The organism is Bradyrhizobium elkanii WSM2783 (genome assembly GCF_000472865.1).
GTDB lineage: Bacteria > Pseudomonadota > Alphaproteobacteria > Rhizobiales > Xanthobacteraceae > Bradyrhizobium > Bradyrhizobium elkanii_A.
Map to the genome: position 1 here is coordinate 87,661 of NZ_AXAP01000012.1, position 12,366 is coordinate 100,026.

A 12,366-nucleotide genomic window follows, 5' to 3' on the forward strand; every position below is an offset into this window, starting at 1 on the left:
ATCACCGCAGCGCTTGCGCGGCTTTATTTTCCCCCGGCACAACGATCGAAGCATCCGCCGCCTCGGTGAATGCCTGCGGCCGGACCTTGTCGCCTGCCGCAAATTTCTGGAAGCCCTCGACCACGACGCGGTCGCCGGACTTCAGACCTTCGGTCACGAACACCTGCCCATTCTGCAGCGAGCCGGTACGCACGGGCTGAACCGCGACGCGACCGTCGTCCTTGACCACGAACACCTCGCTGCCGCCACCGCCATTGCGCTGAATCGCCTGCTGCGGGACCGCGATCGAGTCGGAATCGATGCCCTGCTCGATCAGCACGCGCACATACATGCCCGGCAACAATTCGCGCCTTGGATTGGGGAACTCGCCACGCAGGGTCACCTGCCCGGTATAGGCGTCGACCTTGGCGTCGGAGAACAAGAGCTTGCCGGGAATCGAATAAATCGTGCCATCGTCCTGCAACAGGCGCACCTTCATCGCGTCGGGCGCGATGCGGTCGAGTTCGCCGGTCTCGAATGCGCGGCGTAGCTGGTTGAGCTCGGTGACCGACTGGGTGAAGTCGGCATAGATCGGATCGATCTGTTGGATGGTCGCAAGCGAGGTGGAATCGTTCTGCACCACCAGCGCGCCTTCGCTGACCAGGGCGGCGCCGACGATGCCGTCGATGGGAGCACGGATGGTGGCGTAATCCAGATTGAGCTTGGCGCGCGCGAGATCCGCCTCGCGGGCCGCGACATCCGCTTCGGCCTGGCGCTGCGCGGCAATCGCCTTCTCGTTCTCGGCCTCGGGCATCGCCTTCTGGCTGTAGAGCGTGGTAACGCGATGCGCGTGCTGGGCCGCCTGATCGAGCACGGCCTTGGCGCGCGCGAGCGCAGCCTGATTGGACTGCACCTCAACCTCGAATGGCCGCGGGTCGATGCGATACAGGGGATCGCCGGCCTTCACCTCGGTGCCCTGGTGGAACAGGCGCTCGACGACGATGCCGGAAACGCGCGGGCGGACTTCGGCGACCCGCGTCGGCGCGACGCGGCCGGGCAGCTCGCGCACCACCGCGCGCGGCTGCGGCTTGGCGATGACAATGCTGACCTCGGGTTCGGGCGCCGCATCCGACGCAGCAGTCGCCGCAGTCGGCTCATCACAACCGGCCAGCAGTGGCGCCGTGGCGGCCAGCATCAGGAGAATGCATGCCGTTCGTGCGCGTAGTCCGGACATTGAAAGCGTCGCCCCGAGTTTGAATTGTTGAACACACATGAACACGCGGTGTCTCTGCCGACTCCGCCTTGTCACGCTATTCAGGATAAGGTGGGGGTGCTGCGACGCAATACATGGCGGCGGCGGCTCAATGTCACATACGGAGAACATATTGAATTAGCATATTTTTCTCCGATTCACCGGATTGTGAAACCGGTTCCATTGGAGCTTGTGGGGGTAACGGACTGCGCCTTCTCCGACGCAGCGGCTGAGACCCGATTTTCTCGAGCGCGCATCGGGGAGAATCGGCTTCCGGCGTTTTCCGATGGTTTCTCCCTCTCCAGCGATCCGGTGCAGGCATCCGTCCCCTGCCTTCGCGCGACACTGCCGAATGAGGATCGGGTGCGCGTCCCGCTAAGCCGAGGTCGGCGATTCGCCCAATTGATGATGCACGGAACATTGCCGAACCAGACGATTTTGGTGGATGACGCTGCTGCGGTCGTCGCCCAATTCCGCTTCCGCCGCGAATCGCTGGTTTCCTGTCTTTCTTCCCTTGGCCGCTGTGCCATATTGGCTGCCCAACGCGGCTTTTCGCAACGGACATGCCGGCAATGCCCTCCTCTCCCCGCTCCGACATGGAGACCGAACTCAGCAAACTGTCCTCTCCACGGATCTTCCTGGTGCGGATGCTGGTATTTTTGGTGCTGTGCGCACTGATCGGCATCGTTCTCTACAAGCAGATCGTCGTCGCCTTCTTCGCCAATCCGGGGCTGAACGCGCTGATCGGCGCGGTGCTCTTGATCGGCATCATCCTGTCGTTCCGCCAGGTGATCCGGCTCTATCCCGAGGTGCGATGGGTCAACAATTTCCGAATCGCCGATCCCGGGCTCGCGATCGACCGGCGGCCGACCTTGCTGGCGCCGATGGCGGCGATCCTCGGCGGCGAGCGCAGCGGGCGGATGTCGATCAGCCAGCAGACGATGCGGCACCTGCTCGACTCCATCGCGACCCGCCTCGACGAGGCACGCGACATCTCGCGCTACATGACGGGCCTTTTGGTGTTCCTCGGCCTGCTCGGCACCTTCTGGGGCCTGATCGAAACCGTCGGCTCGGTCGGCAAGGTGATCGATGGATTGAAGGTCGGCGGCGACGCCGGCGCGCTGTTCGACACACTGAAGGAAGGCCTCGCCGCACCGCTCGGCGGCATGGGCATCTCGTTCTCGTCCTCGCTGTTCGGCCTCGCCGGTTCCCTGATCCTCGGCTTCCTCGACCTGCAATCCAGCCAGGCACAGAACCGTTTCTATACCGACCTTGAGGACTGGCTTGCGACCACAGTGCGCGAATACGCCGGTGACGGCGTCGTGGCCGCCGCAGGTGGTGGCGGCAACCTGCAGCACGCGATCGAGCGGCTGCGTGTCGCGGTGGAGGAAGGCGCGGGAACCCGCGGCACCACCGCGGCGATGGCCAATCTGGCCGAAGCGATCCAGGGATTGGTTGCGCATATGCGCACCGAGCAACAGATGATCCGGGAATGGGCCGACGGCCAGGGCGAACAGAACCGCGAGATCAAGCGCCTGCTCGAACGCCTCGCGCGTCAGCCGGAGAAGAGTTAGAGAGACGGGGACGGTGTCGATCCTGAAGACGGACGAGAGCCACACGGTTATCTCTCCCGGAGGGAGAGGTGTAACTTGCGGCTTCCCTGGAGGTACCCTTGCTAACGCTAGCAGAGAGTCAAAATGGCCCTTGCCCGTGCCCGCCGCGGTGAATCCGGCTTCAACTACTGGCCGGGCTTCGTGGACGCGCTGTCGACGCTGGTGCTGTCGATCGTGTTCCTGCTCTCGGTGTTCCTGGTGGTGCAGTTCTTCCTGTCGCAGGAAGTCTCCGGCAAGGACAAGGCGCTGGAACAGCTCAACGCCAAGATCGCCCAGCTCAACGACATGCTGTCGCTTGAAAAGCTCGGCAAGCTCAGCCTCGGCGAACAGATCGCGCAGCTCCGCGCCGGACTTGCCTCGGCCGAAGGCGAGCGCGACCGTGTCAAGGGCCTCTATGAGGGTCTGGCCAATGCCGGCAGCGACGCGCAGGGCCGCGCCACCGAGCTCACCAAGGCGCTCGATTCCGAGAAGCTGGTCTCCGCGCGGGCGCTGGCGCAAATCGAAGTGCTGAACCAGCAGATCAGCGCATTGCGTCGCCAGCTTGCCGCCCTCGAAGAAGCGCTCGATGCTTCCGAGAAACGTGACAAGGAATCGCAGGGGCGCATCGCCGATCTCGGCCAGCGATTGAACGTGGCGCTGGCGCAGCGGGTGCAGGAACTGTCGAGGTACCGCTCGGAGTTCTTCGGCCGCCTGCGCGCCATCCTGGGCAACCGGCCAGACGTCCGCATCGTCGGCGACCGCTTCGTGTTCCAGTCCGAAGTCTTCTTCGATACCGGACAGGCCACGCTGCTGCCCGAAGGCCGCGCCGAGCTCGACAAGCTCGCGGCTGCCCTGATCGACCTCGACAAGCAGATCCCGAGCGAGATCGCCTGGGTGCTCCGCGTCGACGGCCACACCGACGTGCGGCCAATCAACAGCCCGGTGTTCAAGTCGAACTGGGATCTCTCCGCCGCACGCGCGATCTCGGTGGTGCAGTATCTGGTTTCGCTCGGGGTGCCCGCACAGCGGCTCGTCGCCGCCGGCTTTGGCGAATTCCAGCCGCTCGACACAGCGCAGACGGAAGACGCCTACAAGCGTAACCGCCGCATCGAACTGAAGCTGACGGAACGGTAACGGCGATGTTGGCCAGGCTCTCGCCACAGCGTCATGGCCGGGCTTGTCCCGGCCATCCACGTTCTCTGGCGTCGCGAGCAGGAAGGACGCGGATGCCCGGGACAAGCCCGGGCATGACGGCGTTGGTGGCAGCTTGAGCGGGGCTTTTGACCTCCGCCCCTATCGCGCCGAGGACGAGGACGCGGCGATCGAGCTTTGGCGGCGAACCTGGCAGCAGGCCTATCCGACGATCGATTTCGATGCGCGCGTGGCGTGGTGGCGCGAGCGCTGGCGCGGCGAACTGGTGCCGAAGGCAACCATCATCGTCGCGGAAGAGGCAAACGCGCTGATCGGTTTCGTCACCATCGATGCAAGCGGCTATCTCGACCAGCTCGTGGTCGATCCCGCGCATTGGGGTTCAAAGCTGGCAAGCGCGCTGGTCGATGAAACCAAGCGCCTTTCGCCTGATGGCGTCACGCTGCTGGTCAATAAGGACAATGCGCGGGCCATCCGTTTTTATGAACGAAACGGCTTTGTGCATGCAGGCGAGGACGTCAACCCGACGTCAGGACGTCCGGTATTGAAGATGCGGTGGAAGCCGTAGAGCCGAGATCGTGAGCTCTCAAATCCCTTCGAACTGCAACCTCGCCAGCCGCGCATAGAGCCCGTTGGCAGCAACCAGCTCGGCATGGGTGCCCTGCTCGACGATCCTGCCATGCTCCATCACCAGGATGCGGTCGCAGGAGAGCACGGTCGCGAGCCGGTGTGCGATGACCAGTGTGGTGCGGTGGCGCATCAATTCTTCCAGCGCGGTCTGCACCAGCGTCTCGCTTTCGGCGTCGAGCGCGGAGGTGGCTTCATCGAGCAGCAAAAGCGGCGCATCGCGCAGGATCGCGCGTGCGATCGCGATGCGCTGGCGCTGGCCGCCCGACAATGTGACACCGCGTTCGCCGAGCTGGGCCTCGAAGCCGCCGGGCAGCCGGCGCAGGAATTCGGTAGCGTGCGCGAGGTCGGCGGCGCGCTCGACTTCGGCATCGGAAGCATCGGGCCGCCCGAAACGGATGTTCTCGCGCGCCGACGCTGCGAACACCACGGTGTCTTGCGGCACCAATGCCATGCGCGAGCGCACCACGCTTGGATCGGCCTGCCGGATCGGCACGCCGTCGAACGAAATCGTGCCCGAGGCGGGATCATAGAAGCGCAGCAACAGATGGAACAGCGTGCTCTTGCCCGCGCCGGAGGGACCGACGATCGCGACCTTCTCGCCTGATCGCACCGAGAACGAGACACCGTCGACGGTCTTCACCGACCGCCGCGTCGGATAGGCGAAGCTGACATTGTCGAACGCAACGTCACCACGCGCGGGCTGCGGCAGCGCGAGCGGCGCGGCCGGCGCCGTGATCTCCGGCTTGACCCGCAGGATCTCGAACAGCCGCTCGGCAGCACCGGAAGCTGCGGAGATTTCGCCCCAGACTTCGCTGAGCTGGCCGAGGGCGCTCGCAGCAAAGGCGCTGTAGAGAATAAACTGGCCCAAACGTCCCGGCGTCATCGCGCCCGCGAGCACGTCGTGCGAACCGACCCAGAGAATCAGGACCACGCTCGAGAACACGATGAAGATGATGATCAAGGTGAGCACGGCCCGTGCGCGGGTGGAGCTGCGCGCCGCGTCGTAGGCCTGCTCGACCTCGCCACCGAAGCGCGTGGCGGCGAGCCGCTCGCTGGTGAAGGCCTGCACGGTCCGGATGGCGCCGACCAGCTCGGAAGCATAGGCGCTGGCGTCCGCGAGCGTATCCTGCGCATTGCGCGACAAGCGTCGCACCCAGCGCCCGAACGCGACCAGCGGGATCACGATGATCGGGATCGCCAAGAGCACGAAGCCGGAAAGCTTCGGGCTGGTCACCACCATCATCGCGGCGGCACCGAGGAACAGCATCATGTTGCGGAGCGCGATCGACACGGAGGCGCCGACCGCTGATTTGATCTGGGTGGTATCGGCGGTCAGGCGCGACACCAACTCGCCGCTGCGCGCGGAATCGAAGAAGGACGGCGACAGCGAGATCAGATGCGCGAACACGTCGCGCCGGAGATCGGCGACGATGCGCTCGCCGATCGTCATGACCAGGTAATAGCGGGAGGCGCTGGCGCCGGCGAGCACCGCCACCACCGCGATCATCACACTGAAGTAGTTGTTGATCATGGCGATGCCTTCGGCCGTGAAGCCGAAGTCGATCACGCGCCGGATCGCGACCGGCACGATCAGCGTCGTGATCGCCGCAACCGTCAGAGAAATAAAAGCGAGGATCGCCCGTCCGCGGTAGCGCGCCACATAGGGCGCGAGCGCCAGCAGCGGCTTCAGCCTGGCGCGGCTCTTCCCTTCCGTCTCGGTCAAGGTGGCTTCAACCAGCGCTTCGCCTTCGAGCAGCGCATCGCGCCGCGGCGGCATCGGGCTGGGCGGGTGGTCAAGCTGTTCGGCTGCGCTCATCGGGACAAGGACCAGTTTTTATGTTTTCCAGATAGGCCCCGCGGAAGCGGCTGGCAAATCCGGAAGAGTCCTAATCCGGTGATCCCCGGTGGCTTGTTTTGCGGGTTTCCTTACGCTATAGAGCGGCCCAAATCCCGTATCTTTGGACCACTTGCGACGGGCGCCGGCGCGCCGAAGGAACTGCCATGAAAGCCGATATTCACCCGAATTATCATACGATTACGGTCGTGATGACCGACGGCACCGAGTACCAGACCCGCTCCACCTGGGGCAAGGAAGGCGACAAGCTGCAGCTCGACATCGACCCCAGGTCGCACCCGGCCTGGACCGGCGGCTCGCAGCAGATCCTCGACCGCGGCGGCCGCGTGTCGCGGTTCCAGAAGAAGTTTTCCGGCTTTTTGAAAAAGGACTGAACGCAAGACTGCGCTTCCTTCTTCCTTTTCGACGTTCAACGAACGCCCCTGCCAAATCAGGGGCGTTTTTTGTTTCCACGCGTCATTGCGAGCGCAGCGAAGCAATCCATGTCACCCCGCGGCGCTATGGATTGCTTCGCTACGCTCGCAATGACGGTTAGAGTTGCAGTTACCGTTCGAACGCAGCCTTCAGGCGGTTGAGCTGCGGCACCAGCGGGTTGCCGATCGCGGCGCGATCGGCGGGCGGCGCATGGATCGTGGTGTCGAGCCGGCGCACGCGTGCCTGCAGGTCCATCGAGCGGGTGATCAGGTCCTGCAATTGTTGCGGCAGTTTCTCGATCAGTTCCGCCGGACCCGGATCTGCCGCGGAGAGCTTGACCTTGGTCTTCTCCCGATTGGCCTGGGTCAGCGTCATCTCGCCTTCCTTCACCGCGCGATGCAGCAGCAGCCAGGACGCAAGCTGCATCAAACGGGTGGTCAGGCGCATGCTTTCGGTCGCGTAGGTCAGGCTGACGGACCGTTCCAGCGCCTTGGCCTGGCCGCGGCCGTCGCCATCGAGATAGGCGGCGGTCTCCTCGACCAGGTCCATGCCCTCACGGAACAAGGCTCCGAATGCCGCAGAATTGGTCAGCCGCTCGCTGAACAGAACAAGTGCGGAATCGCTTTGCGACCGCTCCAGCATGGTTAACGCCCTCACGCCACTTTTAATTTTGAACACCGCCAGCTTTGGCGCCAGCTTTATGATGAACAAATCATTGCGCTTGCCGGGCGAAGAGTCCAGCCGCATCCGGATTTATGGTTTCCGGCCGCATGGCGGCGACGACAAGCCTGTGACAAAGCCAAAAAAGAGCCGCCGTTTCCGGCGGCTTTGAAGTTGATAACAGGGAGGCGTCAAACAGAGTGGACAGGAGCCACTCGGTGTCCAAACGAGGACGATGCAGTCATAAACGAGAAAGCTTAATTGATCGTAAATGAGCGATTTTGTTTAAGCTTCGTTTGCCATATCGGCCATTGGCCTAGTTTGGGACAGGATACCAGTTTCGTAGCCCGGATGGAGAGCAGCGCAATCCGGGGATCGGTGCGAGCCGGATGCACCGGTCCCGGATTGCGCTGCGCTCCATCCGGGCTACGGGTGAGCGCTACGATTTGAAGAAGCTGTTGGCGGCTTCCTTGGAGGCGCGCTTCTTTGTCATCGCTTCGCGCAGGCGCTCCACTTCGGCCGAGAGCATCGCGATGCGGTCGGTCAATTCCTCGACCGAGAGCAGCGACAGGTCCTGCCCGATCTCGTGCGAAATCTTCTTCCTCGGCCGGTCGTCATCTTCCATCGCCATGCGCGTTCTCCGTGCTTTGCTTCAAGTATGAAAGCCGGTCTCCACTTTCCGGCCATGCTCTGTCACGATCCCGTTGCGGCGGTTGCCAGCGCGATGCAGGCTGGGTAATCAACGTGCCGCGTCTGGAATCCTCCCATTTCGCCAAGGAAAAACCATGGAAAAGCTGCCCGCGCAAATGACCGTCGTCGGCATCAGCAAGCCCGGCGGGCCGGAAGTATTGCTGCCGGAGACGCGCCCGGTGCCGGTACCGGGCCAGGGCGAAATCCTGGTCAAGGTGAAGGCGGCCGGGGTCAACCGGCCTGACGTGGCGCAGCGTTCCGGTTCCTATCCGCCGCCGCCCGGCGCGAGCGACCTGCCCGGCCTCGAGATATCAGGCGAAGTGGTGGCGGTCGGTCCCGGTGCCACCAGGCACAAGGTCGGCGACACCGTGATGTCGCTGGTCGCCGGCGGCGGCTATGCGCAATATTGCATCGCGCAGGACGGGCAGGCGATGGCGGTGCCGCCGTCGCTATCGATCGAGGAAGCCGGCGCGCTTCCCGAAACTTTGATGACGGTGTGGCACAATGTGTTCGAGCGCGGCGGCCTGCAAAAAGGCGAGACGCTGCTGATCCATGGTGGCTCCTCCGGCATCGGCACCATGGCGATCCAGCTTGCGAAGGCGTTCGGCGCCAAGGTGATCGTCACCGTCGGTTCGCAGGACAAGGCGGAGGCCTGCCTCAAGCTTGGCGCCGATCGCGCGATCAACTACAGGACCGCGGATTTCGTAGCCGAGGTGAAGGCCGCAACCGATGGCGCCGGCGCCAATGTCATCCTCGATATGGTCGGCGGCGACTATATCGACCGCAACTACGACGCAGCCGCCGTCGAAGGGCGAATCGTGCAGATCGCCTTCCTGGCCGGAGCGCCAAAAGCGAGCGCCAATTTCGCGAAATTAATGGTGAAGCGCCTGCACCATACGGGCTCGACGCTCCGCCCCCGTAGTAATGCGGACAAGGCGGCAATGGTCGCGGCGATCGAGGCCAAGGTAATGCCGCTACTCCGCGAGGGGCGGGTAAAGCCGCTGATGGACAGCACTTTCCCATTGGAAAAGGCAGCCGACGCTCACCGGCGAATGGAAACCAGCGCACATATTGGCAAAATTGTGTTGGTCGTTTAACGCTTCCACTGCCGGCCTAGCCGGAAACCCTTTGATTTCCTTCGCTTTCGTGGCATTTATCCGGGAGCGGCGGGGCGCTGGTTCGCCCGCATGAATCGTGAAAGCGCGGAGTACTGACATTGCGTCTGATCAGGTGGCTTGCGCCGCTTGCGCTGGCCCTCATGATGGTTGTCGGCGCCGCTCCGGCGCGCGCAGTTGACGCCGTCAGCGTCCGCAGCGACGCGCCCGCGATCGATCTCACCGCCGTTCTCGACCACCAGCGCAGCGAGACCGACCGCATCCAGGTCTCGACCGCGCCCGGCACCGACGGCATCGTCCGCCGCATCGAGGTCCGGGCCCGCGAGGGCGGGCAATATTGGGTGGTGTTCGCGCTCGCCAACAATACCGACGACCAGCTCGACCGCCTGATCGTCGCGCCGCATTACCGCATCGTCTCATCCGGCCTGTTCTGGCCGGATCTCGGCCTGTCGCGCATCGCCACCATCACGCCGTCGGTCGGCGACCGTCCCGAGCGGCAGGAAAGCCCGACTGCCGACGTCTTCCGCATCACGCTCGATCCGGGCGCGGTCGTCACCTATGTCGCGGAATTGCGCACCGACAAGCTCCCGCAGCTCTATCTGTGGGAGCCGGAGTCCTACAAGGACAAGGTCAACTCGTTCACGCTCTACCAGGGCATCGTGATCGGTATTTCCGGCCTGCTAGCGCTGGTGCTGACGATCCTGTTCGTGGTCAAGGGCAGCATCATGTTTCCGGCGGCAGCCGCGCTCGCCTGGGCGGTGCTGGTCTATATCGGCGTCGATTTCGGCTTCTGGGGCAAGGTGCTCGACATGTCGAACAACGCCGAGCGCGTCTGGCGCGCGGCGGGCGAGGCGATATTGGCGGCGACGCTGCTCGTGTTCCTGTTCGCCTATCTCAATTTGAGCCGGTGGCATGTGCGCTATTCCCACATCACCATCGGCTGGCTGCTGTTCCTGGGATCGCTGGTGGCGCTGGCGCTGTTCGATCCGGCGGTGGCTTCCGGCATCGCGCGCATGTCGCTCGTCATGATCGCCTTCGCCGGCTTTGCCCTGATCGTCTATCTCTCGACCCACGGCTTCGATCGCGCCGTGCTCTTGATCCCGACCTGGTTCCTGCTGGTGGTCTGGGTGGTCGCGGCCGGCATGACGGTGGCGGGCAGCGTCACCAACGACATCGTCGGCCCGGCGCTGCTCGGCGGCCTCGTGCTGATCGTGATGCTGATCGGCTTCACGGTGATGCAGCACGCGTTTGCCGGCGGCGGCGCCACCACCGGCGTCGTCTCCGATGTCGAGCGGCGGGCGCTGGCACTGACCGGCTCAGGCGACCTGATCTGGGACTGGGACGTCTCCGCCGACAAGGTGTTCACCAGCCCAGAGACCGAGGCCCTGCTTGGCCTGAAGCGCGGCACGCTGGAAGGACCGGCGGCGACATGGCTCGAGGTGCTGCATCCGCTCGACCAGGACCGTTTCCGTGCCGCGCTCGACAGCGTGCTCGACCAGCGCCGTGGCCGCCTGGTGCAGGATTTCCGGCTGCGCACGCCGGATGGCCATTTCATGTGGTTCGCGCTGAAGGCGCGGCCTGTCGTCGGCTCCGACGGCGAGGTCTCGCGCGTCGTCGGCACACTCACCGACGTCACCGACATCAAGAACTCCGAAGAGCGGATGCTGCATGACTCGGTCCACGACAATCTGACCGGCCTGCCCAACCGCAAATTGTTCATGGACCGGCTCAGCGCGGTCGCCAATCTCGCAAAGACGGTGCCGACGCTGCGGCCGACATTGATGGTGATCGACCTCGACCGGTTCAAGCAGGTCAACGACTCCGTCGGCATGGCGGTCGGCGATTCCATCCTGCTGACGCTGGCGCGCCGCCTGACCCGCATCCTCAAACCCCAGGACACGCTGGCGCGATTGGCCGGCGACCAGTTCGGCCTGATCCTGTTGTCGGAGCAGGACCCGGCGCGGATCACCGCCTTTGCCGAGACCATCCGCAAGACCATCCGCGCCCCGATCGCCTTCAACGACCGCGAGATCTTCCTGACCGCCTCGATCGGGCTGGCGCTCTCCGACCCGCAGACGCAGCTCACCGACGAGATCATCAAGGACGCCGAGCTTGCGATGTATCATTCCAAGCGCATCGGCGGCGACCGCATCGACGTCTACAAGCCGGCGATGCGCGCGCGCAAGACCGACCGGCTGACGCTGGAGAGCGAATTGCGCCGCGCCATCGAGCGGCAGGAGATCACCATCCTCTACCAGCCGATCGTGCGCCTTGAGGACCGCTCGATCGCCGGCTTCGAGGCCCTGTCGCGCTGGGATCATCCGAAGCTCGGGCGGATGTCGCCGTCCGAATTCATCTCCATCGCGGAGGAGATCGGCCTGATCGTCGACCTCGGCACGTTCGTGATGGACCAGACCGCGCGGCAGCTTTCGATCTGGCAACGCGCGATGCGCTCGCGCGAGCCGATCTTTGCGTCCGTCAACGTCTCCTCACGGCAATTGCTACGCCACGACCTGATCCACGACATCAGGACCGTGCTGTCGCGCTCCTCGGTGGCACGCGGCACGCTGAAATTGGAATTGACGGAATCGCTGGTGATGGAGAATCCGGAGCACGCCGCGCAGATGCTGGCGCGCATCCGCGAGCTCGGCACCGGGCTCTCCCTGGACGATTTCGGCACCGGCCACTCCTCGCTGTCCTACCTGCAACGCTTCCCGTTCGACACCATCAAGATCGACCAGTCCTTCGTCCGCACCACCAGCCGCGGCACCCGGCCCGTGATCCTGAAATCGATCATCGCGCTCGCCCACGACCTCGGCATGGACGTGGTGGCGGAAGGCGCGGAAACGGATTCGGATGCGGTCGAGCTCTACCAGCTCGGCTGCGAATACGCGCAGGGCTTCGCCTTCGGCGAACCGATGGATGCCGACGCCGCAATGCGCCTGCTCACCGAGGAGCGGCTGGAAGCCGCGAGCTGATCTTCCGCTGTCGTCCCGGCCTAGAGCCGGGACCCATAACCACAAGTGTGCA

General features: G+C 64.3%; 11 protein-coding genes. 7 read left to right on the plus strand and 4 right to left on the minus strand.

Translation table 11 applies throughout. The annotated features are described in order from the left end of the window. Position 1: 1 nt before the first annotated feature. Positions 2–1,213 (minus strand): efflux RND transporter periplasmic adaptor subunit, encoded by a 1,212-nt coding sequence (locus YY7_RS0113550; RefSeq protein ID WP_155255152.1) that lies wholly within the window; start codon positions 1,211–1,213, stop codon positions 2–4. 590 nt (positions 1,214–1,803) lie between these two features. Between YY7_RS0113550 and YY7_RS0113555 the strand changes: the two genes are divergently transcribed. The 3 genes from YY7_RS0113555 to YY7_RS0113565 all read left to right on the plus strand — a co-directional run bounded on the left by YY7_RS0113555 (position 1,804) and on the right by YY7_RS0113565 (position 4,540). Next, positions 1,804–2,805, plus strand: a complete 1,002-nt coding sequence (locus tag YY7_RS0113555; RefSeq protein WP_028163730.1) for a hypothetical protein — start codon at positions 1,804–1,806, stop codon at positions 2,803–2,805. A gap of 123 nt (positions 2,806–2,928) precedes the next feature. Next, the gene (locus YY7_RS0113560) at positions 2,929–3,957 is read left to right on the plus strand and encodes a peptidoglycan -binding protein (RefSeq protein WP_028163731.1); all 1,029 of its coding nucleotides are present in this window, start codon (positions 2,929–2,931) and stop codon (positions 3,955–3,957) included. Between the two features lie 133 nt (positions 3,958–4,090). After that, positions 4,091–4,540 carry a GNAT family N-acetyltransferase gene (locus YY7_RS0113565; RefSeq protein WP_028163732.1) on the plus strand — a complete coding sequence of 150 codons (450 nt, stop codon included), beginning with the start codon at positions 4,091–4,093 and terminating at the stop codon, positions 4,538–4,540. An 18-nt stretch (positions 4,541–4,558) separates the two neighbouring features. Here the strand turns inward: YY7_RS0113565 and YY7_RS0113570 are convergent, their stop codons facing one another. Further along, positions 4,559–6,418, minus strand: a complete 1,860-nt coding sequence (locus YY7_RS0113570; protein ID WP_028163733.1) for an ABC transporter ATP-binding protein/permease — start codon at positions 6,416–6,418, stop codon at positions 4,559–4,561. Between the two features lie 185 nt (positions 6,419–6,603). Here YY7_RS0113570 and rpmE point away from each other — a divergent pair, with 185 nt between their 5' ends. Beyond that, positions 6,604–6,831: a 50S ribosomal protein L31 gene (gene rpmE, locus YY7_RS0113575; protein WP_028163734.1), complete on the plus strand. Its 228-nt coding sequence runs from the start codon at positions 6,604–6,606 to the stop codon at positions 6,829–6,831. A 169-nt stretch (positions 6,832–7,000) separates the two neighbouring features. Here the strand turns inward: rpmE and YY7_RS0113580 are convergent, their stop codons facing one another. Beyond that, positions 7,001–7,513, minus strand: a complete 513-nt coding sequence (locus YY7_RS0113580; protein WP_028163735.1) for a DUF1465 family protein — start codon at positions 7,511–7,513, stop codon at positions 7,001–7,003. On the opposite strand from YY7_RS0113580, the gene YY7_RS60275 reads away from it, so the two are divergent. Next, positions 7,512–7,703, plus strand: a complete 192-nt coding sequence (locus tag YY7_RS60275; protein ID WP_155255154.1) for a hypothetical protein — start codon at positions 7,512–7,514, stop codon at positions 7,701–7,703. The genes YY7_RS0113580 and YY7_RS60275 overlap by 2 nt on opposite strands. Positions 7,704–7,970: 267 nt before the next feature. Here the strand turns inward: YY7_RS60275 and YY7_RS0113585 are convergent, their stop codons facing one another. Next, the gene (locus tag YY7_RS0113585) at positions 7,971–8,162 is read right to left on the minus strand and encodes a DUF1192 domain-containing protein (RefSeq protein WP_028163736.1); all 192 of its coding nucleotides are present in this window, start codon (positions 8,160–8,162) and stop codon (positions 7,971–7,973) included. A 154-nt stretch (positions 8,163–8,316) separates the two neighbouring features. Between YY7_RS0113585 and YY7_RS0113590 the strand changes: the two genes are divergently transcribed. After that, positions 8,317–9,318: an NAD(P)H-quinone oxidoreductase gene (locus tag YY7_RS0113590; RefSeq protein ID WP_028163737.1), complete on the plus strand. Its 1,002-nt coding sequence runs from the start codon at positions 8,317–8,319 to the stop codon at positions 9,316–9,318. Between the two features lie 119 nt (positions 9,319–9,437). Next, positions 9,438–12,314, plus strand: coding sequence for an EAL domain-containing protein (locus YY7_RS0113595; RefSeq protein WP_028163738.1), 2,877 nt, complete (start codon positions 9,438–9,440; stop codon positions 12,312–12,314). Positions 12,315–12,366 lie beyond the last annotated feature (52 nt).